The following is a 25790-nucleotide window of genomic DNA, read 5'->3' on the forward strand; positions in this document are numbered from 1 at the left end:
GTTTTCTGCACCCCGACTGTGCTTCCTACTGCATTCCGCGGACCTCCGTCCGTGCGTAGCGTCATCGGCGAACACAACAGCAGGACCGGAAGCAGAGCAGCAAGGAGAGGAGGCCGTCATGAAGCCGGCACCGCAGGTTCATGAAGGGCTGGAAACGGAACCCGTCACGCCTCCGGGAGACGACGAGCAGCCGGAACGTGCAGGGCGCAACCCCCGCACCGTCCTCATCGAGGCGGCGGCCCTGGACGTCGCACTGCCGCTCCTGCTCTTCTACGGGCTCCGCCTGATGGGTGTGAACCAGTGGCTCGCACTCGTACTCAGCAGCGCCCTTCCCCTGGTGCGGCTGGTCTACAGGGCGATCAAGGACCGTCGGGTCGAGCGGCCCACCCTGTTCTCCCTGAGCATCATGCTCAGCGCCACGCTCGTGTCGCTGCTGACCGGAGACCCCCGGCTCGTCCTGGCCAGGGAGAGCTATCTGACAGCCCTGGTCGGGCTCTGGATGCTCAGCACGCTGCTGGCCTCACGGCCGTTCCTCTACCAGGCGACCATGCCGCTGCTCCCTGAGGCCACCGCCGCCGCCTGGCGCAAGGACTGGGACGAGGTGCCCGAGTTCCGGCGGGCCATGCGGGTACTGACCGTCGCCTGGGGACTGGCTTTCATGATCGACGCGGTGGCCCGGGTGGTCATGGCGTACACCCTGCCCGTCGACAGCGTTCCGCTCCTGGGCGCCGGCCTGCTCACGGTGCTGCTCATCGCGATCGTGCAGTTCAGCAAGGCGTACGCCAAGCGCCTTTCGGCCCGCCTCGGCCGGCCCGCCGAACACTGACCGCGGCCCCCCGTACCCCCGTCCGGGCGTGCGAGAGAGGCACCGGCCCCTCCCCCCCCCGGGGCCGTGAGCCCTCCGCCCGGACGGGGCACTCACTCCTGCGTCAGCGTCAGCAGGGCGCGCGCCGCCAGCTGGTAGCCGAGCGCACCCATGCCGACGACGATCCCTGAGGCCAGCGGTGCTATGACCGACTCGTGCCGGAACTGCTCACGCGCCCAGACGTTCGAGAGATGCACCTCTATCCACGGCCGGGGGTAGCTGGCCAGGGCGTCCCGCAGACTCCAGCCCGCGATCATCAGCGCACCCGGATTGACGATCGCACCGACCGAGTCGTAGTTGTCCTGGATCGCATGGATCAGTTCGCCCTCGGACTCACGCTGGACCGAGACCACGTCCCAGCCCCGCTCCCGCACCTCCTCGGCCACGGAGCGCTCGATGTCGGCCAGGGTCGCCTTCCCGTAGACCTCCGGTTCACGTCGTCCGAGGGTGCCCAGGTTGGGACCGTTGAGAAGCAGCAGTGTGCTCATGACGCACCTTCCATATCGGCGGCAGATGTGTGTTCGTGCAGGGGGGCGGTTCCCATGGCGGTGAGTGTCCGGGCGACTGTGTGCTCCGGGACGTCGTGCACCAACTCAGGCCCCCGAGGTCCGTCAAGGACGAACGACAGGCCGGTGGTGGCCTTCTTGTCCAGCCTCATCAGAGCGATCAGGTCGTCCGGGGCCGGCCCGGGCGGCAGCTCGGTGGGCAGCGAGTAACCCGCCACCACCGTGCGGTGTTCCGCGACCCGCGCCTCGTCGATACGGCCCAGGGCTCCGGCCAGCAGTCCGGCGAACACGGTGCCGATGGCGACACCCTCGCCGTGCCGGACGGCGTAGCCGGTCGCCCGCTCCAGGGCATGACCCAGCGTGTGCCCGTAGTTGAGGATGTGCCGCATCCCGGAATCCCGCTCGTCGGCGGCGACGACGGACGCCTTCAGCGCGACGCTCGCGGCGATCTGCTCGTGCGTCGACAGGCCGCGCAGGTCACCCGCTCCGATGAAGTGGCACCTGGCGATCTCGCCGTAGCCGTTCAGCCACTCCCGGCGCGGCAGCGTTTCCAGGTAGTCGGTGTCGCACAGCACGGCCTTCGGCTGCCAGTACGCCCCGACGAGGTTCTTCCCCTGCGGGAGATTCACGGCGGTCTTCCCGCCGACGCTCGCGTCCACCTGGGCAAGCAGCGATGTGGGCAGATGGATCACGGGGACACCGCGGTGGTAGAGCGCCGCCGCCAGGCCGACCGAATCGGTGGTCGTACCGCCTCCGCAGGAGACCACCGCGTCCGTCCTGGTCAGGCCGAACTCGGCGAACCGGCGGCAGAGTTCCTCCACCGTCGCCAGGGTCTTGTCGTCCTCGCCGTCCCTCGCTTCCAGCACCAGCGCCGGCACACCCGGATCCGGAACCCAGGCCCGGGGCCGCGCGGACACGATCACGACCCGCGCCGCACCCAGCTCGGCCACCACCTCGGGCAGTGTGTGACGCACACCGGGGCCGATCCGAACGGAGTACGACCGTGCACCGAGAGGCACCTCGATCCGCCGGTATTCCTGGGGCATGTCCTCGCTCCTCGTAGTCCGTCCACACGCGGGCAGCCACGACCGCAGCATGGACCGTGCCCCCGCATCCGTGGCTCAGGTTCGCATGAATGCAGGGGGCCCGGTATATAAATAGGGGTGAGAGATCGGACATAGGGGTGTCGTCGCGGGCGGGGGAGAAATACGCTTCACAAAATCCTTCCCTGTGGTTGTCGGACGACCACCGGCCTGGAATCGGTGAAGGCGATGATTGAGCAGTTGCTCGCGGCGGAAGTCGCTTCGCACGAAGTCTTCGAGGACCCCCCGGAGGTTACCCTTCTTGCCGAGGAGGAGGCACTGGTCCGCGATTCCGTGGAATCGCGGCGCCGTGAATTCACCACGGGACGCCATTGTGCCCGCACGGCCCTCGGGTCCCTGGGGTTCCCCTCGGACCGTCCCATCCTCTCGGGGAAAAGGGGGGAACCCCTCTGGCCCGGAGGGGTGCGGGGGAGTATCACCCACTGCCGCGGCTACCGGGCGGCGGCGGTTGCCCGGGCTGCCCAGATTGCGTCGGTCGGAATCGATGCGGAGCCCAACCAGCCGCTACCGGAGGGCGTCCTCGAGGCCGTGGCGCTCCCCGAGGAAGAGGTCAGGACGAAGGAACTCCTCCTCGGCCACCCCGGTGTGCACTGGGACAGAATGCTCTTCAGTGCCAAGGAAAGTGTCTATAAGACTTGGTTTCCGCTCACCCACCGGCCGCTTGAGTTCGATGACGCTGTCATCGAGATAGACCCGGTGGACGGAACGTTTTCCGCACGCATCCTTCCGCAAGGTGTCCGCGGTATTCATAATGCCCCCAGGGGATTCACCGGCCGCTGGATAGTCGGGAACGGTCTTGTGGTCACAGCAATCGCTGTGCCGGCCGTGGGGGGATCCCTTGACAGAAACCTTGACAGCAGCCGAGGAGTAAATAGCGCATGAGTATCGTCGAGCCCAATGTCATTCTCCGGGGTGGGCCTTCCACCTACCTGTCCGAAGAGCAGCGCATCTGCTATGTCGAGCAGCTGGACGAGAAGCTGAAGCTGCCCCGTGGCAACCGGTACGAGCACTTCGAACCCACGGCGGAGAGCGAAGTGCACGGAGGCGTCCCCCTGCGCGTCTTCACCTGGACCGGGGCGACGAAGTTCGCGGAGTAGCAACTACGGTGGGCCGGTGGCGGCGTTCTTTCCCCGGGACCGGCCCATCACACTGCCCCGATCCGTGCCGCACACGGTGGCGGGTGCGAGACGTGCGGGGCACGGTCCCCGATCGCGGTGCTTCCTCGCCGTCGGCCCCGACGACGAGGAAGCACTCGTACGTGCCCGGGCCGCCGGCCGGGGCGTGGCTACGCCCGTCCCGGCCGCGCTGTCAGGGCAGCAGCGAGGCGATCGTCCGGGAAACCGAAGCGATCACCTGCGGCGCATGGTCGTTGAGGTAGAAGTGACCCCCGGAGTAGGTGTGCAGCTCGAACTCACCCTCCGTGTGTTCGGCCCACGACCCGACCTCGTCGACGCTCGCCTTGGGGTCATCGGTGCCCGTGTGCGCGTGAACGGGGGCCGCGAGACGCGGGCCGTCGGTGTAGCGGTAGGTCTCCGCCGCCTTGTAGTCGCTGCGGATGGCGGGAAGCACCATACGCATCAGCTCCTCGTCGCCGAACACCTGGGCGCCGGTGCCGTTGAGCGAGCGCAGTTCCTCGATCATGCCGTCGTCATCACGCAGATGAACGTTCTCGTCGCGGTGCCGGCAGGGAGCCCGCCGTCCGGACGCGAACAGCACGAGCGGCATCACACCCTTCTGCTCCAGCCGCAGTGCGACCTCGAAGCCGAGTGTGGCTCCCATGCTGTGCCCGAACAGCGCCAGCGGCCGGTCCGCCCACGCGAGTACCTGATCGACCACCGCTTCGGCCAGGTCCGGCAGATTCTCGATGCACGACTCCGCGCGCCGGTCCTGCCTCCCCGGGTACTGCACGGAAAGCACATCGACCTCGGGCGCGAGCGCCTTGGAAACAGGGAAGTAGAACGGCGCGGACCCTCCGGCATGCGGGAGGCACACGAGCCTGGCCCTGGCGTCCTCGGAGGGGTGGAACCGCCGGATCCACAGGCTGGGGTCGGTGAGATGCGCGGTCACCTGACATCCTTTCGAGTCACGGGCCCGAGCGGGATCCCGCCCGGCCGAATGCCTCCATCACCCTTCCCGCCACCGGCGATGGCGCACAACCCCTAACCTTCCGGCTAGGGGTGGACCGTCCACAGACAGACTCCTCACAGAAGGCAGGAAATGGAACCCGCACCTCCCGATGTCTCCGCCCCGACGCGCATCTCAGGAAGCACCCGCCTCTACGCCGTCCTCGGGGACCCCGTCGCACAGGTCCGGGCACCGTCGCTCCTGAATCCTCTTTTCGCCCGCCTCGGCACCGACGCGGTGCTGATTCCCGTGCACGTGGAACCGGACGACTTCGCCCATGTCTTCCAGGGGCTCATACGCATGAAGAACCTGGACGGCATCCTCGTCACCATCCCGCACAAGGCCGCGGCCCTGCGCCTCGCGGACGAGGTGAGCCCGGCAGCCGCAGCGGCCGGAGCCGTCAACGCGCTGCGCCGCGAGCCGGACGGCCGCTGGACGGGGGAGAACTTCGACGGCACCGGATTCGTCCGTGGACTGACCGGAGCCGGACACCTTCCCGAGGGCAGGCGGATCGTCCTGATGGGCGCCGGTGGTGCCGGCAGCGCCATAGCGGCAGCTCTGCTGGCGGCGGGCTGCGCACAACTGACGCTCTGTGACCCGGACACGGCCAAGCTCGCCGCCCTCGTCGCACGCCTGGAGGAACACTGGCCCGGCCGCGCCAGGGGCGAGGCGGCACCGGCTCTCGAGGACGCGGACATCGTGGTCAACGCGACCCCGCTGGGCATGCGCCCCGACGATCCGCAGCCGTTCCCCCTGCTGGCCCTGGCCCCGCGGTGCGTCGTGGCGGACGTGATCATGAAGCCGAGGGAGACCGCCCTGCTGAAGGCCGCCGCCGCGCTCGGCCATCCCATCCTTCACGGTGCCCACATGCTCGACCACCAACTCGACCTCTACCGAACCTTCTTCCGGCTCGATGAGCCGCCGGGGCCGTGAACCGCCGGTGACGAGGCGGAGTGACCGGACCGCTGACACCGGTAGCCGGAGGCCGCGGACCGGCGACCGCCCGGGTGACGGCGCCGGAGGGGTGGGCCGGCCGCCTGTCGGATTCATGTCGGACGTATGTCGGACGAGCTTGGTCTCATGACGGCATGACGCAACTCGACACGAGCCCCGAGGCCTCCCCGCCCGCCATCCGGGTGCGGGGAATGGTCAAGCACTACGGCGGGACCAAGGCACTGGACGGCGTCGACCTCGATGTTCCCGAAGGCACCGTCCTCGGAGTGCTGGGCCCCAACGGTGCCGGCAAGACGACGCTGGTCCGCTGTCTGTCCACCCTCGAGCGCCCCGACGCGGGCACCGCCATGGTCGCCGGGTGCGACGCGGTGAACGACCCCGGCGGGCTGCGCCGCATCATCGGCCTGACCGGCCAGTACGCCTCGGTCGACGAGAAGCTGTCCGGCTGGGAGAACCTCTACATGATCGGGCGGCTGCTCGACCTCTCCCGCAAGGACGCCCGGCGTCGCTCGGACGAGATGCTGGAACGGTTCTCCCTGACAGAAGCGGCCAAGCGGCCCGCCATGCAGTACTCCGGCGGCATGCGGCGACGGCTGGACCTCGCGGCGTCCATGATCGGGCAGCCGGCGGTCCTCTACCTGGACGAGCCGACCACCGGCCTCGACCCACGCACGCGCAACGAGGTCTGGTCGGAGGTCCAGCGGATGGTGGGGGAGGGCGTCACCGTCCTGCTCACCACCCAGTACATGGAGGAGGCCGAGCAACTCGCCAGCGAGCTGGCCGTCATCGACCAGGGCAAGGTCGTCGCCAACGGCGGGGTGGACGAGCTGAAGGCGAAGGTCGGCGGCCGGACGCTCAGGATCCGCCCTTCCGAACCGGCACAGCTCTCCGCCATGCAGCGGGCGGTCACCGAGTCCGGCCTCGACACGATCGCCGGAGCGCACACCGCTCCTGAGGAAGGCCTGCTGTACGTCCCGATCCTCCACGACGAGCACCTGACGGCGGTGATCACCCTGCTGGGCGCGCGCGGCTTCGGCATCGCGCACATCAGCACCCACCTGCCGAGCCTGGACGAGGTGTTCCTGGCGATCACCGGGCAGAAGTCCACCTCCGCCCTCTCCGACGAGTCCGCGGACCGGGCGTCCGACACCGTTCCCGAGGAGGTCGCGGCATGAGCACAGCGACGCTTTCCCGTTCTTCGTCCACCGCTCCGTCCTCTCCTCCGAAGCGGGGCACCGGTGGCCGGAAGCGGATCGGCCTGCGGGCCAACCTCCGGCACATCGGCGCCCTCACCCGGCGCAACGTCATGCAGATCAAGCAGGACCCCGAGTCGATGTTCGACGTCGTACTGATGCCGGTCGTCTTCACCCTGCTGTTCGTCTTCGTCTTCGGCGGCTCGGTGGGCAAGGCGCTGGGAGGCGACAGCGACGCGTACGTCAACTACGTCGTGCCGGGCCTCATGGCGATGCTGGGCATGAACATCGCCATGGCTGTGGGCAGCGGCGTCAACGACGACTTCCAGAAAGGGGTCATGGACCGGTTCCGGACGATGCCGATCGCCCGGTCCTCGGTGCTGATCGCGAAGATCGTGGTCGAGTTGGGCCGGATGATGGTCGCCATCGTCGTCCTGCTGGGCGTGGGCTTCGCACTCGGGCTGGAGATCAAGACCTCGGTGCTCGGACTGCTCGCGTCCGTGGGGCTGTCCGCGGTGTTCGGCTCCTCGCTGATGTGGGTCTTCATCCTGCTGGGGCTCACGATGAAGAACAACCAGACCGTGCAGGGCATGGGGCTGCTGGTGCTGATGCCTCTGCAGTTCGGGTCCTCCATCTTCGCCCCGCCGTCCTCGATGCCGGGATGGCTGCAGGCATTCACGGACTTCAACCCGCTGTCCAACCTCGCGGACGCGGCGCGCGGCCTGATCAGCGGTGGGCCGGTCGCCCACTCCGCGGTCGTGACCCTGGCCTGGGCAGCCGCGATCACCCTGCTCACCGCACCGCTCGCCGTAGCAAAGTTCCGCAGCAAGACGTGAGCCCCGCCCCGCACCGGCGGGGCGGTTCAGACAGCTGCCAGGGAGGCTGCCTCATCCACCGTGAGGCAGCCCCCTTCGGCGTACAGCGTCCTGTAGGCGGCGTCCGCCAGGCCGGCCCGGACAGCTGCTTCGGCGTTCGCGTGCGAGGTGCGCTCCTGCGCGGCGGGGGAGTAGCCGGGCGGCAGCAGGGCGTCGGCCGCTCCCAGCAGGCGGGCCGCGTTCGCGACCCGGTCCGTTCCTCCCAGTCCGGCCAGCGCCCGGGCCATGGTCATCAGGTGGACCGCGGGCATCTGCGGCGCGACCAACGCGCCCAGCGGGTCCCGTGCCCGGTCCAGTGCTTCCCGTGCCCGGTCGAGCGCGTCTGCGTAACGACCGTCGAGATTGGCCGTCCAGGCCAGCAGCCCGTGCACGAGTCCCTCGAACATCGCGAGGCTGGAGTACCTGAACGTGCCGAGCAGCCGTTCCAGTTCGGCACGCGCCTCCTCGGTGCGGCCGGTCCGGTTCAGCCGGACGGCCAAGGTCATCCGCGCGGCGGGCTCGACCATGTGACTGTGCCGATCGGCCTCGGCGAGGACCTCACGGAGCAGCGCTTCGGCCTCCGCGTCCTGCCCCGGCTCCGTCATGACGCCCGCCAGACGGGTCTTCAGCACGGCGGCCTGGGAGAGCGCGCCCAGTTGCTGCGCGTGACGAACCGCGGCGCGGAAGTCCTTCGCCGCGCGGACGTTGTCACCGATGCGCTCGTAGGATTCGCCCCGGACGGACAGTGCCTCCGCCGCACCCCAGGAATCACCGAGCCGGGTGAACAGCGCCAGGCTCTCATCGGCGTCCCGGGCCGCCTCGGCGGCCTTGTCGCCCCGGTTGGCCAGCATGTTCGCCCGCAGTTGGAGGGCTGAGGCCAGATCCCAGTCGTCACCCAGCGAGCGGCAGGATCCGACGGCCTGGTCGACGAGCCGGAACAGGCGGCCCGGATCACCCGTCAGCATGACCGCGTGGATCCACAGGACTCCTGGAGTGCGGCAGGTCTGCGGCACACCCGGCGAGTAGACCTCGACGATCCGGCCGCAGTACTCCACCTCCTCGGGCATGTTCCACTTGTCGAGTTCGTGGCTCATGGAGGAGAGATGGATGAGCCGGACACCACGTCGTGCCTCGACGAGCAGATCCGGGCTCATGGGCGGCGGGGCGTCGATGCACCGCTCGTACAGCGGTGTGGCGGGTGCCGCCGGGGCGGCGAACGGGTCGGGACCGAGCGCGGCGACGGCCGCGGACCAGTGCCTGGCGTCGGCACGCAGATCACGGATCTGCCAGTACCAGGCGAGGGCGTGGACCAGGCACAGCGCCTCGTGCTCGTCCTCGGCGGCCACCGCTCGGCGCAGCGCGGCCCGCAGATTCTCGTACTCGTTCTGGAAGACCGCGATCGCCGCCCGCTGTCCGTGCCCGCGCAGCAGCGGGTCGGTACGGCGGGCCAGTTCCCGGAAGTGGCCGAGGTGGCGGCGCTCCACCTCGGCCCGGCTCCCCGACTCGTCCAGACGCTCGGCGGCGTATTCGCCGATCGTCTCCAGCAGCCGGTAGCGCATGCCGGTCCCGGAAGCGGTCGGCGCTGTCGCCACGACCAGCGACTTGTCGACGAGCGAGCTGAGCAGACCGAGCGCGTCAGGCCCGCACACCGCCTCGACCGCCGGCAGGTCGCAGTCCCCGGCGAACACGGACAGTGCGCTCAGGGCCGCACGTTCCTCGGCACCGAGCAGGTCCCAGGACCAGTCGACGACCGCGCGCAGGGTCTGCTGCCGCGGCAGTACGGTCCTGGCCCCGCCGGTCAGGAGCAGGAAGCGGTCGTCGAGCCTGTCCGCGATCTGCCGGGGCGTGAGTATCCGCAGCCGTGCGGCGGCCAGCTCGATGGCGAGGGGCAGTCCGTCCAACCGGCGGCAGATCTCGGCGGCGGCCTCAGGATCGTCCTCGGGCCGGAAGTCGGGACGTGCGGCCTTACCGCGTTCGGTGAGCAGCCGCAGGGCCATCGGGCCGGGCAACGGCTCGACCGGGCGAAGTACTTCCCCCGGCACCCCAAGGGGCTCACGGCTGGTGGCCAGGACGGTCACCCCTGGGCACCGGGCCAGTATCTCCTCGGTGAGCAGGGCCGCCGCGTCCACGACGTGCTCGCAGTTGTCGAGCAGCAGCAGCATTCTCCGTCCGCCGCAGTGCTCGGTCAGCCGGACCAGCGGTGCGTCCCCGCTGCCGCGGTCGACGGCGCGCAGTTCCTCGGTCTTCGCGCCGGGCAGCATCGTCTGACGGGCGCCGAGAGCGGTGAGTACGACCTCGGGCAGGGTGGACGGGTCGGCTACGGGAGCGAGTTCGACGAGCCACACACCGTCCGGCCACCGCCGCTCGGCATCGGCCGCCTCCGCTGCCTCCATGGACAGCCGGGTCTTGCCGGCCCCGCCGGGGCCGAGCAGGGTGACCAGCCGTGCCCGCGCGAGGTCGGTTCCGATGGACGCGATCTCGTCCTGCCGCCCGACGAAACTGGTAAGGCGCGCCCGGAGCCTCCCTCCGGACCTCCGGGGCTCCTCGAAAGACGGTTCCTGACCGGCCGGAGTGAGCAACTCGACGTGCAGAGAGCGCAGTTCCTCGCCCGGGTCGACGCCAAGACGTTCGGCCAGGTCGCATCGCAGCGTCTCGTACGCGTCGAGTGCCTCAGCCGTTCGGCCGGTGGCCCGCAGCGCCCGCAGCCGCAGCGCTTGAAGGGGTTCGTCCAGCGGATGTTCGTCGCACAGAGCCATCAGCTCGGGCGACGCCTCCTCGGCACGCCCGAGCGCCAGCAGCGCACCGAGCCGCTCCCGGCGGGCGGCGAGCAGCCGGGTGCCGAGCCGCCCGGCTTCGGCGCTGTGCTCGGGCAGGTCGGCGAGGGCGGGCCCGCCCGGCCACAGTCCGAGGGCTTCATCGAGGAGGGCGAGGGCGGCCGCCGGGTCGTTCGCGGCCAGGGTGCGGGTGCCTTCACGGGCCAACTGTTCGAAACGGTGGGCGTCGACGTCGGCCGGAGCGGCACGCAGCGCGTAGCCGCCGTCGGCCGAGGCCACTGTTCCCGGGCCGAGCGCCCTTCGCAGCCTGCCCACGAGCGCGTGAAGGGCACCGGCCGCGTCGGCGGGGGGCGTGTCCACCCACACGGCGTCCACGAGGGCCGGCACCGGGATGCTGTGCCCCGGCCGCAGGGCGAGGGCGGTGAGCAGCGCGCGCAGCCGGGCCCCGCCGACGGCGACGGGGGTTCCGTCCTCGCGGAAGGCACGGGCGGGGCCGAGAATCTGGTAACGCACGTGCCCATTCTCCCGGATGGCTTGGCGGGGGTGCGCAAGGGCCTGAACTGAAGCTTTCCGACGTCGCTTTCGTTCACTCATCGCCCCATGGACGTGGCATCGACCGATGGGTGGGGGGCACCGACCGACGGACGTAGACGCGCCCGACGGATGTAGCGCCTGCGCGGTGCACGTAGCACCGCCCGACGGGCGACCGCCCGGCGGGCACAGCGCCTGCGCGGTGGAGCGGGGCTCCGCCGGAGCGCGCCCGCTTCCGACCGTCGACCTCCCGGAGCCTCAGCCGTCACGAACTCCCCGCCGCCGGGGACAAGCAGGTTCCCGCACACGGAACCGCCGTTGACCCGAGCCCCACGCGGCCGGCACGGAACCTTCCCGTCGCGGACTGCCTGACGCCGCGGTGGCGTATTGCACGGTAGGCGACGGCTCGACTGTCAGCAGATCTCGCCCGGGGAAGCCGCGGTGGCCTTCAGCAGGTCACGCACCAGGTCGAAGTCGATGCTCCCAAGCTTGCGGAACCGCAGACAGCCCTTGCCCATGTCCTGGCCGGACAGCCGCTCCTCGAACGCCTCCCTGACGTCGCTCCGCATGAGGTAGAACGAGATGTACTGCTTCTGACTCGCGAAGGCGATCTCCGCGACCCCGGCCCGCTCGTACGCGGGCATGCCGTACGCCATGACCTCGTCGAACCCCTCGAGCTCCGCACGGCACAGCCGGCGCAGCCTGCTCAGGGCATCCCTGCGGTCCTCCGGCACCTCAGCCAGGTATCCGTCGACGTCTTCTGCCCCGCTTCGTACCATACGGCGACCCTACTCCGGGCCGGGATGGGTGCGGTCGGCCCGACCGGGGCGGGCCGGACGTGGCGTGTGGCGTCGACAACCCTCTCCCTCCCGTACGGGAGCTTCCGGGGAAGGGCCGTACCGGCCGTGGAGCGGGCCCGGGGCACCCGAACTCGCCGGGCCGGCGGTCCCGAGCGGGCCGATCGCGCTCCGGTCTACCTCTACTCCGCGCCGTGGTGGATGACCGTGAGGGCGTGCTGACGCGCACGATCCCTCAGGATGTCGTCCAGTTCGTCGAAGAGTGAACCCGCGGTGCTCCCGTTCCAGCCGGACGGCAGCAGCGCGAGGGGGATGCCTGGATCGCGGTAGGGCAGACGACGCCACTCGGTGAGCATGGGCACGTACGCCCGGAAGGCCTCCCTCGGAGTGGCCCGCGCCCAGGAGGAAGGGTCGGCGAGCGGACCGTGGCGACGGAGGAAGTCGGCGTACATCGTGGTGAGTTCGTCCAGGTCCCACCAGGCGCTGACCTTGGTGCGCAGATCGCCGAACGCGAGATGCTCCCCGCTGAAGATGTCGACGTAGCCGGAGAGCCCACGGCGCTCCAGCGTCCCCCGTGTCTCCGTGGCCAGGTTCGCCGGGGCGATCCAGACCCCCGGGGCGGCGTTGCCGAAGCCCAGCCTGGTCAGGCATGTGCGGAGCTCGTGCCGCTTCCCCCGCTCGGTCTCGGGGACGGAGAACACGACGAGGATCCAGCCGTCCTCGACGGTGGCCCGGGCCCGCTCGAAGATCCGTACGTCGCCTTCGGCGATGGTGCCCAGCGTCGAGTCGGCGAGGGAGTACCCCGCCCTCCCTTCCTGGCGCACGCTGTCGAGGATCCCGCGGCGCTTCATGCGTGACACCGAGGACCGAACAGCGGGTGCTTCCACACCGAGGTCCGACATGAGCCGTACGAGAGAGGCCACCGAGAGCCAGTTCGCCTCGCCTCGCGCGTACAGTCCGAAGAGGGTCGTGATCAGTGGGCCGTGGCGGGTGTCGCGGTTCGCCGCTCCGGGGGATTCCGATCGGGCCGGCGCAGTCATGTCCGCATCATTGCCCCCGTAGCCATGCCGTTCACGAACCCGCCCAGCTTAAGGGACGCCGTGCACTGTCCGGCCTGGCCCGGGCGCACACCCGGCAGGACCCCGGGACGGCGTCGGGGCGGTTCGAGGTCCGGCGAACCGGTTCGCTCTAGCGTGACGCCAGCCAGTCCGCGTAGCGGGTGGGGGCGAGCGAGGCGTCGGCCTTGCCGGTGAGGACGTCTCCGCGAACGGCGGCGAACATGCCGGCGGTGTCGTCGGTGGTGACGGTACGGCTGTCCGAACGGGCCGCGAGGGTGATCCTGCCGAGCTCGTCCAGAGCGAACACCTCGGGACCCGCGATGTTGTGGATGCCCTGGAGGGGGGTGGCCGCGGCGGCCTCGGCGACCGCGTCGGCGACGTCCTGAGCGGCGATCGGCTGGATCGGGGTGGTGGGCAGGCGGACGGTGTCACCGTCGGCGGTCCAGCTCAGGATCGAGTCGACGAACTCCATGAACTGTGTGGCGCGGACGATGGAGTACGGGATCGGCCCCGCCGCGAGGATCTCTTCCTGCAGAGTCTTGGCGCGGTAGTAGTCGAGCTCGGGCACCTGATCCACGCCGACGATGGACAGCACGACGAAGTGGCGCACCCCGGCCTTCCGGCCGGCCTCCAGCAGATTCTCCATCGAGCGGCTGAAGAAGGCAGGTGAGGCCTCGTCGAAGGTCGGGGAGTTCGTCAGGTTGACGATGACGTCGGCGCCGGCCACCGCGTTCTCCACTCCGTCGCCCGTGACGACGTCCACACCCGTCGACTGGGAGTGGGGCACCGCTTCGTGGCCACCGGCGTCCAGCTTCTTCACGACCTTCGATCCGATGAGCCCCGTACCGCCGACCACAGCGAACTTCATGACAGGCCCTTCCGCCGGAGGACGTCCATGTCCCTGGTGCAACTCACCGGTCCACTGAAACACGCCCGCCGCGGGACTGCACGCGCTCCACCTCTCCGCCTCTCCGGCGTGGGCTGCGGGTGGGCGGACGGCATGCCGTGCGTGGGCACGCGTGGGGGATCGCTGCGGCCCGCGGCCCGCACTCCCGATGGCCGTCCCTCCTGCCCCGCGTGGTCTGCACCGTCGTTCTCCCGTGCGGACGCAGCGGCGACGGCTTCCCCCGTTGCGAGCTGAGGTCCGCGACGCCGCGCATCCCGGAAGCCGGCCGCTCGGCCGGCCGGTCCGGGGCTGGGCAGCCGTAACTAGGCGGGGGTGACGTGCGACGCCTCTGCCCAGGCCGGCGTGGTCAGTCGGCAGTCATGGCCGCGTGGTGCTCCGCGAGGCGGCCCTCGGGCAGTTCCCGCGGGTAGACGGCGACTTTGCCGATCCCCCCGAGGAAGAAGGAGCGCAGCGCCGCGCTTCCGATGCGCACGGGCGACGTGGTGTTGCCAGGGACGATGTCGTAGTCGGCCAGTGCGTCCTTGTCCCGCAGCCGCCCGTCCCGGTAGATCTTGGTGTGGCCCGGCGGCTCGGCCGGGCCGTCCGGTGCGGTGGTGATGACCAGGGCGTAGTGGATCCACTCGCCGGGCCGGAGGGGGTCCTGGAAGTACGAGCCCGCGCCGAGTCCGCCGGGCGGGTTGAAGGCGTAACCGGACACGCGGTTGGCGCGGCCCTCCGTGTTGTCGGCGGAGTAGACGCGCGCGACCCATTCGCACTGGTTGACGGTGGCATAGGTGAGTTTGCCGAGCCAGTGGACGTAGCCGGTGCCTTCCGTATGAGGGAAGACCAGCACGTCCGGGCGCAACCAGGCCTCGATGGTCAGTGCTCCCGTGGTGGAGACGGACAGGGCGTCGTTGTCCGGCACTTCGACGTACTGGCCGCTGGTGCCGTCGAACAGGGTGGCCGGGTCGCCGTTGGGCAGATGCGTGTGTCCTGGGGAGCCGTGGTACGTCGCGGTCGGTCCGCCCGGGGACACCTCGGTGCCGGCTCCGCCGAGTCTCAGGAACAGGACCGGGTCGTCCGAAAGGATCATCTGGTCGTAGGTACTCACGAGCACTCTCCTTGCGGTCGGTCGCGCCGCGGTCCTGCCGATGCGGGTGTCCGTACGCCGTGCCGGGGCGGCGTCGCGGAATGCGGCGGCGAACCGTCTCACTCTAGGAGGCGACGCACCCGGCGGTAACGGCGCTCGGGCGGGCGCCGCAGGCCGGGCGGAGTGCGCCGTCGCACACTTCCTCCGGGACGCGCCGGGTTGGACTGCCGGTGCTCCGCGGTTCCGGCGGAGACGCGCCGCGCGGCGGCGGGAGGGCCCGGAGCGACCCCGGACGGGCAGGAGATTGGCCCAGGTTTCCGAAGCTCAAATGGCTCTCGGTACTGGGCCTGTGCGGTCATAGAGTCAAGTCATGACCGAGAAGACGACCACCCCCTTCCCTCCGGTACTCACCCGTCACGCCGACGCCGAGACCTGTGTCGACCCGAGCAGCACGATGCGTCTGCTCGGCGAGGCCCGCCACACGGACGACGGCTTCACCAGCTACAGGTCCACCTTCGCCGAAGGCGCGGCGGGGGCACCGGCCCACTTCCACACCAAGGCGACGGAGATGTTCTTCGTGCTCGACGGAGCCCTGCGCGTGCTCGTCGGGGAAGAGGTGACGGTCCTGCGGGAGGGCGACTTCCTGGCGGTCCCGCCCCATACCCCGCACGCTTTCGCCGCTGCTCCTGGCTCCACCGCGGACGTCCTGTTCGTGTTCGACCGCCACATGGACCGCTTCGAGTACCTGCGTCTGCTCGGCAGGGTCATGCGGGGTGAGGCGGACCCGAAGGAGATGGCCGCGTCCGCACAGCGCTTCGACAACCACTACGTGGAGAGTGCGGTCTGGCGTGCCGCACTGGAGGCCTCGTGAGCGCGGGTACAGCCCGGCGGCCGTGAGGCGGAGCCGCGCCCGAGCGGTGGCCGGTGTCTCCCGGCCGTGAGCACCGCCTGGCGGCGGCCGGTGCGATCTGGCGGCGCAGGCGACCGGGAGGCGGTCGGACGGGGGAGGGCGCGGCAGGGGAGCGGAGGGTGCGCCAGGGAGGCTGAGGGGAATGCGTGCGCTGCCGACTATCGGGTAGTCGGCAGCGCAAGGCGTAACCGAGCAAAGAAGGGGTTGTTCTCCTCATGTCCTCCTCCCTCGTCGAAACCGTCGACATCAAGGCGCCGGTCAGTGTCACCTGGGCTCTGTGGAGCGATGTGACGCAGTGGCCGAAGTTCCTGAGCCACGTGCGGCGGGTCGATCCGCTGGACGAGCGCCGGTTCTCCTGGCAGCTGTCCCTGCCGGGCGCCGACAAGGGTTTCGTCGCCGAGCTCACCGAGGTCGTCCCGCAGGACCGGATCGCCTGGAAGACGATCGAGGGCGTGCATCACGCAGGCGTGGTCACCTTCCACCGGCTCGACGACACGTCCAGCCGGGTCGCCCTGCAGATCGAGTACGACCCCAGCGGATTCGTGGAGCACCTTGGTGCCCTGACCAACCTCGACTCGGCACTGGCCAACTACGACCTGGGCGAGTTCCAGAAGCTGGCCGAGTCCACGGCGGCGGGTGACGGCCATCGAGGCCTGTGACCACGGACCGTCAGCCGGGGCGCGGAGTGTCCCCCGGACGGTGACCGTCCGTGCGCACCTCCGAGGTGCGCACGGGCGGTCACGTCTGTCGCAGCGCCTGGGACGGTCAGTGTCGTGACGGCGTGGATGAACCGGACCGGCGGGCACCCGGGCCGTCCGTGTCCCGCCCGTGAGGTTCTTCGTCCTGATGACGGCGCGCGGCCGCCGATTCGCGTGCGGTCCGCAGCGGTGACTGGGTCCACTCGGCGAACCACCAGACTCCGGCCACCACGCAGGCCCACAGGAGCCCGCTCAGCACCGCGCTCGGCCACGGCGCCCGTTCCGCCCACCGTTCCACGGCGGTCAGCACCACCCATCCGCTGAGCAGGACGGTCAGAACTCGTACACGCCTATACCTGAACATCTCCGCCCGATACCCGGTCGACGAGGGATTACGCAGCGTGATCCCAAGGAATTCACAGGTCGTCCCGGCAGCGAGGCCGTGGAGGAGCCGTCAGGCCGGAGGGGCTCGGCGGCCACTCCACCCGCGTGGGCCTCGGGCAAGCCTTCCGTGAGCGGGCGAGCGCGGTCCGGCCGGCGGCTTCCTCAGGAGGCGGCGCGACGGGTGGCCTCCGGCAGGGGGCCCTCCGCTCGCCGTCTCTTCCCGTGGAACGGGGGTTGTGGGCAGCGTCGGGAGCGGGTGGGATGATTGCATGAAGAAAGCGCTTTCATCGCTCTCCGCCGAACCCCTGGCACCTTTCGACCACCTCGATCACCGCTACCGCGGCGAGAACCCGGTCCGCACCCTCGGCCACCTCTTCCGCCCCGACCGCGGCCGGCTGGCCCTGGCGGTCGCGATCTTCGTCGTGAAACACAGCCCCATCTGGCTGCTGCCCCTGATCACCGCCACCGTCCTCGACGTGGTCGTCCAGCACGGTCCCGAGTCGGGCATCTGGAAGGCGAGCGGCGTCCTGCTGTTCATCCTCGTGATCAACTACCCGCTCCACCAGTGGTACGTACGGTGCCTGGCCGGCAGTATCCGGCGCATGGGCACGACCTTGCGCTCGGCCCTCTGCCGCCGGATGCAACAGCTGTCCATCGGCTATCACTCGCGGGTGAGTTCGAGCGTGCTGCAGGCCAAGGTGGTGCGTGACGTCGAAGCCGTGGAACAGATGGTCCAACAGAGCTCCGACCTGGGGCTCGGCGCGGTCGTCACGCTGATCGGCGGACTCGTCGTCATCGGTGTGCGTGTGCCGGAGTTCCTTCCCGTCTTCCTCGTCGTGGTGCCCGCGTCCGGCTTCCTCGTGATGAAACTGCGGGGGCGGCTGCGCAGCCACAACGAGTCGTTCCGTCGAGAGGTCGAGCAACTCTCCTCCCGCGTCGGTGAGATGACAACCCTCATCCCCATCACCCGCGCCCACGGCCTGGAGCGGACAGCGCTCGGCCGGGTCGACGGGTCGCTGCGCCAGGTCTTCGCGGCCGGTATGCGCCTGGACATGATCAACGGGCGCTTCGGGTCGCTGGCCTGGGTCATCCTCAACACGCTCGGCGTCCTGTGCCTGACGGGCTCCGCCCTGGTGGCCTACCACGGATGGATGGCCATCACTCCCGGGGACGTGGTGATGCTCAGTTCCTTCTTCACCGTACTGACGGGCTCCGTGACGACTCTGCTGGGCCTGGCTCCCGTCCTGGCCAAGGGCCTGGAGTCGGTGCGTTCGGCGGGTGAGGTGCTGCAGGCGCCCGACCTGGAGAACAACGCCGGCAAGGCAAGAGTCGAGAGTGTCGTCGGCCGTATCGACTTCGAGGACGTCGGATTCGCCTACGAGGACGGGGCGTCGGCGGTCGACGGGTTCACTCTTTCCGCGCGGCCGGGGGAGACCATCGCCCTCGTCGGGGCCTCAGGTGCCGGCAAGTCCACGGTGCTCAATCTGCTCATCGGCTTCATCAGGCCCACCTCGGGCCGCATCCTGCTCGACGGAACGGACATGGCCGGGCTCGATCTCCGGACCTACCGGCGCTTCCTGTCCGTGGTGCCCCAGGAGTCGATCCTCTTCGAGGGAAGCATCCGCGACAACGTCACCTACGGCATGGGGGACACCGACGAGGAGGAGCTGACGCGCGCCCTCCGGGACGCCAACGCGCTGGAATTCGTGAACGGTCTGCCGCGCGGCCTGGACACGGTCATCGGTGAGCACGGCGCACAGCTGTCAGGTGGTCAGAAGCAACGTCTCGCCATCGCCAGGGCGCTGATACGTGATCCGAGGGTCCTGGTGCTGGACGAGGCCACCTCCGCGCTCGACAACCGTTCCGAGGCGCTCGTCCAGGAGGCTCTCACCCGGCTCGTGCACGGCCGGACCGTCTTCGTCGTGGCCCACCGGCTCTCCACGATCCAGGGCGCCGACCGGATCGTGGCCATGGAGGGCGGCAGGGTCGCCGAAGTGGGGACGCACGAGGAGCTGCTGAGCGCGGGAGGGGTGTACGCGGGGCTGCAGCCCGCCCGCCAGAGGTGATGCGGACGGGGTTCCTTCCATGGCCGGCTGCTGAAGAGGCTGCCCTGGCGGGGAGGCCCTGAAAGCGGCGGGAAAGCAGGCCGGAGAGTGCGGCCCGTGCCCCGTGGAGCCGTCCCCGGCCGGCGCCACCGGCCGGGGACAAGCCGCCCGGGAGGTTCTCCGGGGGCCATCAGTGCCTTCTTCTCTCCACACATCCGGTCAGCGGATCAGCGACAGGTGCCGCGCGTCCGACCCGCCGGCCGCATGGATGTCAGAACAGGCCGAGCAGGCGGCGGCTGTTGTCGACGTAGGAATCCTTGCTCACGTCGACGCGCTTGCTCTTGTCGATGCGGGTACCGGCGTCGACGTCCGAACTCTTGCCGCAGCGGTTGTTGTTCGCTGTCTGCAGGGTCCCGTTGCAAGCGTGTCCGCCCTCGCCGTCGCCGCCGTCCGTCGAGGAGGCCGGCGGGGGCGGAACGATGTTCGCCCCGTGCCCGCCGTTGGGGCCGGCGTTGATCAGATGCTGGAGGAACGAGGCCCCGCCGGACGCGTCGATGAGGGAGAGGTTCACCGGGTTGTTGCGCTGGATGGAGAAGGGGGCGGCATCCCCGGGACGGGCGGAAGCGGTGCCGGCGCCGAGGGCTGCAGTGCCCAGGGCGAACAGGGTGACCATTGTTGCGCGCCCATCGAACTTCACGCACATTCATTCCGAGTCGGTTTAGGCGTCGATGTCGACGCTTCGACTGATGGAAATGGCCAGTCCGGCAATGGTTTCGGGCCATGTGTCCGTCTTCACCCGGGTGCAGCGCCATGTCCACCGGTCGGCCCGCAGGGTTCGCAGCGACCCCGAGGAAGTAGGTCCCTGCGGCCTCGCCTTCCGCCGGTCCGGCCACGACGACCGCCGGCGAGGCGGCGACCGTCACCGCAGCGGCACCCGGCCCGGCGTCGGCAAAGGAAAAAACCTGACGGTTTGTCAGAGTTCGTCCCTTCCACCGGGCCGTGCGGAGTCGGCCCCGTACGGAGCCGGCACAGCCCGTCGCGGCGGGCCTGCGCTCCATCGAGCTGGACGAGGTGGGGCCTTCAGTGGAGCGTGGCCCCCGGCCGGACCCGTGACGTGGACCCTCGCCAGAGCACCTGTGTCACCGGCGAGACCGGCTCGTCGATCGCGGCGCCCCGCAGTACGGAGATCAGCCGGTTCATGGCCCGCCGCCCCAGGGCCTCGTAGTCGATGTCGACGGTGGTCAGTGTGGGCGGGAGCCAAGCCCCCACCGGGTTGTTGTCCCAGCCGGTGACGCTCAGGTCCTCAGGTACCCGCCACCCCCGCTCGGTCGCCCCGCGCACCACTCCGGCGGCGAGTACGTCGTTGGCGGCGATCACCGCGGTGACCTCCGTGCCGGGCGGCAGGTCCATGACGGCCTGCCGCCCGGACTCGGGGGACCAGTCGCCCGCCGCGACCCCGGCCGAACGCAGGCCCAGGCGGTCGATCGTCTCCAGGTACACCTGCTCGCGGCTGCGTGCCGTGGCGTACGCGCGGTCGCCCGCGACGTGGAGGAAGCACCGGTGACCGTCCCCGGCGAGCCGCTCCATGAGCTCGGCGACCGGCGACCCGTCCGCCATCTCTCCCAGTGCGCGCATCTCGCTGTCGTAGTCGGCGGCCACGACGACGGGCACTGCCGGAGGTGTGGACCGGGCGAGGTCCGGCAGGAGCGGCGTGAGGGACACCAGCCCCTCGAACTGGCCCGAGTCCGCCAGTTCGTTCACACGCTCCGTACGAGGGCCCGCCGATCGGTCGAGCGTCACCACCTCCAGGTGGTACCCGGATGCGTGCGCCACGGTGGTCGCACCGGTGAGCATGGGCAGTGAGCTGGCGGCGGACCCGGCGGGCAGGAGTACGGCCAGACGGCCGGTCCGATGGGTGCGCATGGCTCGTGCCGTGAGGTTCGGCCGGTAGCCGAGCTCATGGATCGCGGCGCTGATCCGCTCGCGGGTGGCGCTCTTCATCCCGGCGCCGTCGAACTGGACGTACCGCGACACGGTCTGGTGCGAGACGCCCGCAGCCTGTGCGACCTCGCGAATCGTCGGGCGCTTCCGGCCCTCGGCTCCTGTGGGCACAGCCCGACTCCTCTCACCTCGAAGCCAGGACGCACCGAGCTTTTGTGATCGTTCACGATCCTAGCCCACGGCTGCGGCGCCCGGGGAGGTGCCGGGTCGCGGGGCGGGGTGCCCGGCCCGATAAATGCGTCCAGCCTCTTGACGGACCAATAGTGAACGATCACCATCGTGGTGAACGTTCACTAAATACGACTGACAGGCAGTCACCGGAACAGGCAGTCGCCAGCCACGGACAGCACGAAAGGAAATCGTGAACGAGCCCGCCCCGAGCTCCCAGGAGCCGCTCGCCGACGCAGAGCCCGAGCGTTGCCACCTCGTCGTCGGTACCGGCGGCATCGCACACGCCCATGCCGCCGCGGTCGCCGCCCACCGGGGGCGTGCGGCGGTCGTGTCGGCCGTCGACATCGATTCCCGCCGCGCCGAGGCCTTCGCGGCCGAGCACGGGATTCCGCACTGGGGCACCGATCTCGCCCAGGCGCTGCAGGAGCGGCCGGACCTTGCCCATGTCTGCACCCCGCCGGGATCCCACGTGCCTCTGGCGCTCCAGTGCATCGAGGCCGGAGTGCCCGTCCTGCTCGAGAAGCCGCCGGCCCTGAGCCTCGCCGAACTCGACGTGCTCCTTGAAGCCTCCGGGCGCACCGGTGTGGACGTCGCCGTCGTCTTCCAGCACCGCTTCGGAGCCGCCGGGCTGAGGCTGCGTCAACTGCTGCGCGAGGGAGCCCTGGGCCGTCCGCTCGTCGCGGTCTGCGACACCATGTGGTACCGGCCGCCTGAGTACTTCGCCGTGCCGTGGCGTGGGAAGTGGGACGTCGAAGGCGGTGGGCCGACCATGGGCCACGGCATTCACCAGTTCGACCTGCTGCTCGCGCTCCTGGGCGACTGGACCGAGGTGAGCGCCATGGCGGCGCGCCTCGCCCGGGAGACCGCCACCGAGGACGTGTCCACGGCGCTGGTGCGGTTCGACGGCGGGGCGCTGGCGACGATCGTCAACTCCTTGCTGTCGCCGCGCGAGACCTCGGTCCTGCGGATCGACACGGAGCTGGCGACCGTGGAGGTCGAGCACCTCTACGGGTACTCCGAGGACGACTGGACGATCACGCCCGCCCCGGGGCACGAATCGGTGAGGGACTCACTGGCCGCTGTCGCCCCGGACACCCGGAGCTGTCACGCGGACCAGGTGGGAGCCGTGCTCGACGCCATGGACGCCGGTGCGCCACTGCCCGTTCCGCTGCGCGAGGCGCGCGACACGATGGAACTCGTCGCGGCGATGTACGCCTCGGCGTTCACCGGGAAGACCGTACGCAAGGGGGAGATCGTCCCGGGTCACCCCTTCTACACCCGCATGGACGGGGCCGGCGCCCCGTGGGCCGAAGACCTCTCGCTGGAAGGCGCACCGCTGTGACCCGTACCGGACTCTCCACCGCACGCGACGCCGGGCTGCACGCCTCCCACGACGTCGACCGGGCGGTCACCGTCACCCACGACGGCACCCCCCTGCTCACGTACGTCTATACGCCGGACGACGTGCAACTGGAGTCACCCCGGCCGTACTTCCACCCGGTGCGCACGCTCGGCGGCGATGTCGTCACGGCGTTCCGGCCGTGGGACCACGTATGGCACAAGGGCATCACCTGGTCCCTGCCCGTCGTAGGGGAGCACAACTTCTGGGGCGGGCCGACCTACGTCCACGGCAAGGACTACGTCCAGCTAGAACAACGGCTCCATGGACCACGAAAGGTTCGCCGGACTGACCGTCACCGCGGAATCGGTGAGCCTGGGACACCATCTCACCTGGCGCGCCCAGCCGCTGCCCGGCCAGGATCGCGGCAGTGACGTCATCGAGGAGGAGCGCCACTGGTCGGTGTCCGTCCCTCGGGCGGAGGACGCGTGGGTGCTCACCTTCTCCTCGGTCATGACCAACGTCGGTGACGAGCGCCTCGACATCGGCTCGCCCACCACGAAGGGGCGTGAGAACGCGGGCTACGGCGGTCTGTTCTGGCGCGGGACCCGCTCGTTCACCGAAGGCACCATTCTGGCCCCGGGTGTAGCCGGCGGCGAGGAGGTACGCGGCACCCGCGCCGAATGGATGGGCTTCAGCGGCCGCCACGACGACCGTGGCGGGGCCTCCACCCTCGTCATGGTGGACGACAACGCGAACCCCCTGCATCCGCCGCAGTGGTTCATGCGGACCGAGCTGTTCGGCTGTGCCAACCCGGCGCCGTTCTTCAGCGAGGAGGTGCCGTTCGGCCCTGGAGAGACGCTCACCTTCCGCTACGCCGTCGTGATCGCCGACGGTGCCGGCGATCCCGAACGGGCGGAGCTGCTCGCGAGGCTCGGCCGCGATGCCCTGTCCCGGAGCGAGAAGGCAGAGAAGAGCGAGAAGGGAGCGGGATGAGCGCGCGTCCGCCCTTCCCGGGAGGAACATCCGTCAGCAGGCTCAGGGTCTACGACTGGCCGGCAGCCGACACTCCGGGACCGGTGGGCAGCGGCACCCCGCACCTGCACACCACCTCGTCGGAGGGGTATGTGGTCATCGGTGGGGAGGGGGCCGTGCAGACGCTCGGTCAGGACGGTTACGCGGTACACCGGTTGTTCCCCGGCAAGGTCGTGTGGTTCACGCCGGGGGTCGTCCACCGGCTGGTCAACGACGGAGACCTGGAAGTCCTCGTCGTGATGTCGAACGCGGGCCTGCCCGAGGCGGGGGACGCCGTCCTGACGTTCCCCGGCGAGGTGCTCGCCGACCCGGGGCGGTACCGGGACGCCGCGGCGCTCCCCGCACAGTCGCAGGAAGGTCCCGACGATCCTCATGTGGCCGACGCCGCTCGCCGCCGGCGCGACCTCGCCCTCACCGGGTACGCGGAGCTCCGCGCCCGTGTGGACAGCGAGGGGGGCGCCGGGCTGGCGGATCTCCACGCGGCCGCCGGGCGCCTGGTCGCGTCCCGGGTGCCCGAGTGGCGGGCGATCGTCCGGGCGGGCGTGGAGCGGAGTACGGCCGAGACGGTCTCCGCGCTCGCCTCCCTGGCCTCCGGCGGGGCCGGCCACCTCGCGGACGCCTCGGTCGTGGAGCAGGCCGCACGGCCGGGCCCCGCACGGTACGGCATGTGCGGCCGGCTCCAGACCTGGCAGCTCTGAACGTCCCGTCGGGCGGAGAGGTCCCGCGCCCTACGAGTCGTTCATGTCCGAAGGGCGGGTGGACGTCCATGCCAGCGGTGGCCGACCACTCACCCCCCGGCCGCGGGGGCGGGGGTTCCCGGCCGACGGCCGGCAGGTCTGCCCGTACTGCCCCGGACCGTCAGCCGAGGGGCGATCTCCTTGTACGCAGCGGGTGGTCCGCCCTCGATCTCCTGGACGAGCGCGTGCACGGCTGTTCTGCCGATAGCGGTGAAGTCCTGGTGGACGGTCGTCAGGGGAGGGATGCAATTCCTGGCCTCGGGCATGTCGTCGAAGCCGGCGACGCTCACGTCCTGGGGTACACGCCGTCGCGCCTCCGTCAGGGCGCGCAGGACACCCAGGGCCATCTGGTCGTTGGCGGCGAAGACGGCTGTCAGGCCCGGCTCGGCTGCGAGTTCCCGCCCGGCGGCGTAGCCGGAGTCGGAGTACCAGTCGCCGTGCACCGGTTCGGGCACCGGCCGGCCGTGGGCCAGCAAGGTGTCACGCCAGCCTTGCAGGCGCAGGCCGGCGGAGTAGGAGTCCCGGGGTCCGGCGACGTGCCAGACGGTCTCATGACCCAGGTCCAGGAGGTGCTCGGTCGCCAGGCGGGCGCCCGCGAACTGGTCGGTGTCCACCACGGCGGACCGATCGGCCGTCCGGGAGTCCACCACCACGACGGGGACCCCCCGGTGGAGCCGTGCTTCGGCATCACCCACCAGGTGCGATTCGATGAGCAGTATGACCCCGTCGACAGCCTGCTCGCCCAGACGGTCGAGGGCAAGGCTCACATCGGCGTGGGTCGGACGCGTCAGCGGCATCAAGGTGATCGTGTAGCGCCGCTCGGTGGCCGCTGCGGCGACCGCTTCCAGGGTCCGTAGATTCCCGTAGGAGGCAAGGGTGAAGACGATGACCCCGATACTTCGGAACTGGCCCGATCTCAGTGCGCGGGCAGCACTGTTGGGGCGGTACCCCAGCTCGCTCATGGCGGCCAGCACACGTTCCCGGGTCGCGGCACCCACATTGCTGCGGCCGTTGGCGACACGGGACACCGTCTGGCCCGAGACACCGGCCAGCCGTGCCACGTCGTCGATGGACGCGTCGCGCCGTCGCTGCCGCTCCTGCCCGGATTCTGCTCGCACGCCGTCCATGGGATCCTCCAGGCCTCGTCCACCGAGTGGTAGGTGAATCCCGCCAGGGTATGCGAGCGGGCGTTCCCGAAACCCGGCGGCGCCCAAGTCCGCTCGGTGTTCGCCCGGTTCGCCGGGTCGCGTGCTGCCGGAAGGGGAATTCGCGGCGGCCCCGCCCGGGCCCGTATTCCCGCGCGCACGGATGTTGACGTCAACATAGTGGGGTGCCTAGGCTCCTGGTGAAGCGGGATCCGGTCAGTCGGTGGCAATGCCGGATCGTCTCCCGCGGAGCCGCGACAAGCTTTTCCCGAAAGGGTGTTGCCTCTCCCTCCACCGGGGGAGTCCCGACCCGTGCGCCGAGCGGAATCGGTACCGGTGTGCGGGGCGAAGGTCCCCGCGGAACACTCTTGGCTGATCAACGGAAGGCAATTCGTGCGATCCATGCCGGTCTTCGCTTGAAACGTTACAACCCTGTTCGCCGCTCACGCCCCTTTCGGCCTGGTGCCCGGCAGGGCGCCCCGTCGCACGCCAACTCGGGCATTCCGGAGACTTTCGGAATCCCTGTTCAGAAGTGATCCGGTCCTACAGTCAGGGGAAATGCCCCATGGGTTCATCATTCGCTCGGACGG

General features: G+C 70.2%; 24 protein-coding genes. 13 read left to right on the forward strand and 11 right to left on the reverse strand.

The window, feature by feature from the left end; translation table 11 throughout:
- The first annotated feature begins 118 nt into the window (after window positions 1-118).
- Complete coding sequence (locus HED23_RS14665) at window positions 119-826, forward strand: VC0807 family protein (RefSeq protein WP_203183864.1); 708 nt, start codon at window positions 119-121, stop codon at window positions 824-826.
- Between the two features lie 92 nt (window positions 827-918).
- Here HED23_RS14665 and HED23_RS14670 read toward each other — a convergent pair whose 3' ends face one another.
- Window positions 919-1353: a type II 3-dehydroquinate dehydratase gene (locus HED23_RS14670; protein WP_203183865.1), complete on the reverse strand. Its 435-nt coding sequence runs from the start codon at window positions 1351-1353 to the stop codon at window positions 919-921.
- The gene (locus HED23_RS14675) at window positions 1350-2417 is read right to left on the reverse strand and encodes a 3-dehydroquinate synthase family protein (RefSeq protein WP_203183866.1); all 1068 of its coding nucleotides are present in this window, start codon (window positions 2415-2417) and stop codon (window positions 1350-1352) included. Before HED23_RS14675 ends, HED23_RS14670 begins: the two co-directional genes overlap by 4 nt.
- Window positions 2418-2642: 225 nt before the next feature.
- Here HED23_RS14675 and HED23_RS14680 point away from each other — a divergent pair, with 225 nt between their 5' ends.
- A complete protein-coding gene (locus HED23_RS14680) occupies window positions 2643-3356 on the forward strand; it encodes a 4'-phosphopantetheinyl transferase family protein (RefSeq protein WP_203183867.1) in 714 nt (237 codons plus the stop codon).
- Window positions 3353-3571 (forward strand): DUF5988 family protein, encoded by a 219-nt coding sequence (locus tag HED23_RS14685; RefSeq protein ID WP_203183868.1) that lies wholly within the window; start codon window positions 3353-3355, stop codon window positions 3569-3571. Before HED23_RS14680 ends, HED23_RS14685 begins: the two co-directional genes overlap by 4 nt.
- Before the next feature lie 211 nt (window positions 3572-3782).
- Here HED23_RS14685 and HED23_RS14690 read toward each other — a convergent pair whose 3' ends face one another.
- The gene (locus HED23_RS14690) at window positions 3783-4541 is read right to left on the reverse strand and encodes a thioesterase II family protein (RefSeq protein WP_203183869.1); all 759 of its coding nucleotides are present in this window, start codon (window positions 4539-4541) and stop codon (window positions 3783-3785) included.
- 150 nt (window positions 4542-4691) lie between these two features.
- On the opposite strand from HED23_RS14690, the gene HED23_RS14695 reads away from it, so the two are divergent.
- The 3 genes from HED23_RS14695 (at window position 4692) to HED23_RS14705 (ending at window position 7581) form a co-directional block, all read left to right on the forward strand.
- A complete protein-coding gene (locus tag HED23_RS14695; protein WP_203183870.1) occupies window positions 4692-5531 on the forward strand; it encodes a shikimate dehydrogenase family protein in 840 nt (279 codons plus the stop codon).
- A gap of 155 nt (window positions 5532-5686) precedes the next feature.
- Window positions 5687-6727, forward strand: coding sequence for an ATP-binding cassette domain-containing protein (locus HED23_RS14700; protein ID WP_203183871.1), 1041 nt, complete (start codon window positions 5687-5689; stop codon window positions 6725-6727).
- Window positions 6724-7581 carry an ABC transporter permease gene (locus tag HED23_RS14705; RefSeq protein WP_203183872.1) on the forward strand — a complete coding sequence of 286 codons (858 nt, stop codon included), beginning with the start codon at window positions 6724-6726 and terminating at the stop codon, window positions 7579-7581. The genes HED23_RS14700 and HED23_RS14705 overlap by 4 nt, the downstream gene beginning before the upstream one ends.
- Window positions 7582-7607: 26 nt before the next feature.
- On the opposite strand, the gene HED23_RS14710 is transcribed toward HED23_RS14705, so the two are convergent.
- The 5 genes from HED23_RS14710 to HED23_RS14730 form a co-directional block, all read right to left on the reverse strand.
- Window positions 7608-10886: an ATP-binding protein gene (locus tag HED23_RS14710; protein WP_203183873.1), complete on the reverse strand. Its 3279-nt coding sequence runs from the start codon at window positions 10884-10886 to the stop codon at window positions 7608-7610.
- 431 nt (window positions 10887-11317) lie between these two features.
- A complete protein-coding gene (locus tag HED23_RS14715) occupies window positions 11318-11683 on the reverse strand; it encodes an iron chaperone (RefSeq protein WP_203183874.1) in 366 nt (121 codons plus the stop codon).
- 200 nt (window positions 11684-11883) lie between these two features.
- The gene (locus tag HED23_RS14720; protein WP_203183875.1) at window positions 11884-12741 is read right to left on the reverse strand and encodes a PaaX family transcriptional regulator C-terminal domain-containing protein; all 858 of its coding nucleotides are present in this window, start codon (window positions 12739-12741) and stop codon (window positions 11884-11886) included.
- 148 nt (window positions 12742-12889) lie between these two features.
- Window positions 12890-13627 (reverse strand): SDR family oxidoreductase, encoded by a 738-nt coding sequence (locus HED23_RS14725; RefSeq protein WP_203183876.1) that lies wholly within the window; start codon window positions 13625-13627, stop codon window positions 12890-12892.
- 385 nt (window positions 13628-14012) lie between these two features.
- Window positions 14013-14756, reverse strand: a complete 744-nt coding sequence (locus tag HED23_RS14730; RefSeq protein ID WP_203183877.1) for a LamG-like jellyroll fold domain-containing protein — start codon at window positions 14754-14756, stop codon at window positions 14013-14015.
- Between the two features lie 349 nt (window positions 14757-15105).
- Between HED23_RS14730 and HED23_RS14735 the strand changes: the two genes are divergently transcribed.
- The 3 genes from HED23_RS14735 (at window position 15106) to HED23_RS14745 (ending at window position 18793) form a co-directional block, all read left to right on the forward strand.
- Window positions 15106-15606: a cupin domain-containing protein gene (locus HED23_RS14735; RefSeq protein ID WP_203183878.1), complete on the forward strand. Its 501-nt coding sequence runs from the start codon at window positions 15106-15108 to the stop codon at window positions 15604-15606.
- A 254-nt stretch (window positions 15607-15860) separates the two neighbouring features.
- Window positions 15861-16304, forward strand: coding sequence for an SRPBCC family protein (locus tag HED23_RS14740; protein WP_203183879.1), 444 nt, complete (start codon window positions 15861-15863; stop codon window positions 16302-16304).
- Window positions 16305-16996: 692 nt separating this feature from the next.
- On the forward strand, window positions 16997-18793 hold the full coding sequence (locus HED23_RS14745; RefSeq protein ID WP_203183880.1) for an ABC transporter ATP-binding protein: 1797 nt from the start codon (window positions 16997-16999) through the stop codon (window positions 18791-18793).
- 250 nt (window positions 18794-19043) lie between these two features.
- Here HED23_RS14745 and HED23_RS14750 read toward each other — a convergent pair whose 3' ends face one another.
- Together HED23_RS14750 and HED23_RS14755 are read right to left on the reverse strand one after the other, a co-directional pair.
- Complete coding sequence (locus tag HED23_RS14750; RefSeq protein WP_203183881.1) at window positions 19044-19469, reverse strand: hypothetical protein; 426 nt, start codon at window positions 19467-19469, stop codon at window positions 19044-19046.
- Window positions 19470-19852: 383 nt separating this feature from the next.
- Complete coding sequence (locus HED23_RS14755) at window positions 19853-20884, reverse strand: LacI family DNA-binding transcriptional regulator (RefSeq protein ID WP_203183882.1); 1032 nt, start codon at window positions 20882-20884, stop codon at window positions 19853-19855.
- A 250-nt stretch (window positions 20885-21134) separates the two neighbouring features.
- On the opposite strand from HED23_RS14755, the gene HED23_RS14760 reads away from it, so the two are divergent.
- The 4 genes from HED23_RS14760 to HED23_RS14775 are packed head-to-tail and all read left to right on the forward strand — an operon-like array spanning window position 21135 to window position 24016.
- The gene (locus HED23_RS14760; protein ID WP_203183883.1) at window positions 21135-22286 is read left to right on the forward strand and encodes a Gfo/Idh/MocA family protein; all 1152 of its coding nucleotides are present in this window, start codon (window positions 21135-21137) and stop codon (window positions 22284-22286) included.
- Entirely contained in the window at window positions 22283-22717 is a 435-nt protein-coding gene (locus HED23_RS35685; protein ID WP_203183884.1) for a DUF6807 family protein, read from the forward strand. Before HED23_RS14760 ends, HED23_RS35685 begins: the two co-directional genes overlap by 4 nt.
- Window positions 22608-23279 (forward strand): DUF6807 family protein, encoded by a 672-nt coding sequence (locus HED23_RS14770; RefSeq protein ID WP_203183885.1) that lies wholly within the window; start codon window positions 22608-22610, stop codon window positions 23277-23279. Before HED23_RS35685 ends, HED23_RS14770 begins: the two co-directional genes overlap by 110 nt.
- Complete coding sequence (locus HED23_RS14775) at window positions 23276-24016, forward strand: cupin domain-containing protein (RefSeq protein WP_203183886.1); 741 nt, start codon at window positions 23276-23278, stop codon at window positions 24014-24016. Before HED23_RS14770 ends, HED23_RS14775 begins: the two co-directional genes overlap by 4 nt.
- A gap of 89 nt (window positions 24017-24105) precedes the next feature.
- Here the strand turns inward: HED23_RS14775 and HED23_RS14780 are convergent, their stop codons facing one another.
- The gene (locus HED23_RS14780; RefSeq protein WP_420803031.1) at window positions 24106-25182 is read right to left on the reverse strand and encodes a LacI family DNA-binding transcriptional regulator; all 1077 of its coding nucleotides are present in this window, start codon (window positions 25180-25182) and stop codon (window positions 24106-24108) included.
- Window positions 25183-25790 lie beyond the last annotated feature (608 nt).

The organism is Streptomyces pratensis (assembly GCF_016804005.1).
Lineage (GTDB): Bacteria > Actinomycetota > Actinomycetes > Streptomycetales > Streptomycetaceae > Streptomyces > Streptomyces pratensis_A.

What these genes read in the sequence shown, in the direction of transcription:
- HED23_RS14695 (WP_203183870.1), top strand. Translation starts at nt 4,692, where the DNA reads ATGGAACCCGCACCTCCCGATGTCTCCGCCCCGACGCGCATCTCAGGA.
- HED23_RS14715 (WP_203183874.1), bottom strand. Translation starts at nt 11,683, where the DNA reads ATGGTACGAAGCGGGGCAGAAGACGTCGACGGATACCTGGCTGAGGTG.
- HED23_RS14675 (WP_203183866.1), bottom strand. Translation starts at nt 2,417, where the DNA reads ATGCCCCAGGAATACCGGCGGATCGAGGTGCCTCTCGGTGCACGGTCG.
- HED23_RS14700 (WP_203183871.1), top strand. Translation starts at nt 5,687, where the DNA reads ATGACGCAACTCGACACGAGCCCCGAGGCCTCCCCGCCCGCCATCCGG.
- HED23_RS14745 (WP_203183880.1), top strand. Translation starts at nt 16,997, where the DNA reads ATGAAGAAAGCGCTTTCATCGCTCTCCGCCGAACCCCTGGCACCTTTC.
- HED23_RS14670 (WP_203183865.1), bottom strand. Translation starts at nt 1,353, where the DNA reads ATGAGCACACTGCTGCTTCTCAACGGTCCCAACCTGGGCACCCTCGGA.
- HED23_RS14770 (WP_203183885.1), top strand. Translation starts at nt 22,608, where the DNA reads ATGGACCACGAAAGGTTCGCCGGACTGACCGTCACCGCGGAATCGGTG.
- HED23_RS14780 (WP_420803031.1), bottom strand. Translation starts at nt 25,182, where the DNA reads ATGGACGGCGTGCGAGCAGAATCCGGGCAGGAGCGGCAGCGACGGCGC.
- HED23_RS14720 (WP_203183875.1), bottom strand. Translation starts at nt 12,741, where the DNA reads ATGACTGCGCCGGCCCGATCGGAATCCCCCGGAGCGGCGAACCGCGAC.
- HED23_RS14705 (WP_203183872.1), top strand. Translation starts at nt 6,724, where the DNA reads ATGAGCACAGCGACGCTTTCCCGTTCTTCGTCCACCGCTCCGTCCTCT.
- HED23_RS14740 (WP_203183879.1), top strand. Translation starts at nt 15,861, where the DNA reads ATGTCCTCCTCCCTCGTCGAAACCGTCGACATCAAGGCGCCGGTCAGT.
- HED23_RS14725 (WP_203183876.1), bottom strand. Translation starts at nt 13,627, where the DNA reads ATGAAGTTCGCTGTGGTCGGCGGTACGGGGCTCATCGGATCGAAGGTC.
- HED23_RS14735 (WP_203183878.1), top strand. Translation starts at nt 15,106, where the DNA reads ATGACCGAGAAGACGACCACCCCCTTCCCTCCGGTACTCACCCGTCAC.
- HED23_RS14685 (WP_203183868.1), top strand. Translation starts at nt 3,353, where the DNA reads ATGAGTATCGTCGAGCCCAATGTCATTCTCCGGGGTGGGCCTTCCACC.
- HED23_RS14680 (WP_203183867.1), top strand. Translation starts at nt 2,643, where the DNA reads ATGATTGAGCAGTTGCTCGCGGCGGAAGTCGCTTCGCACGAAGTCTTC.
- HED23_RS14665 (WP_203183864.1), top strand. Translation starts at nt 119, where the DNA reads ATGAAGCCGGCACCGCAGGTTCATGAAGGGCTGGAAACGGAACCCGTC.
- HED23_RS14775 (WP_203183886.1), top strand. Translation starts at nt 23,276, where the DNA reads ATGAGCGCGCGTCCGCCCTTCCCGGGAGGAACATCCGTCAGCAGGCTC.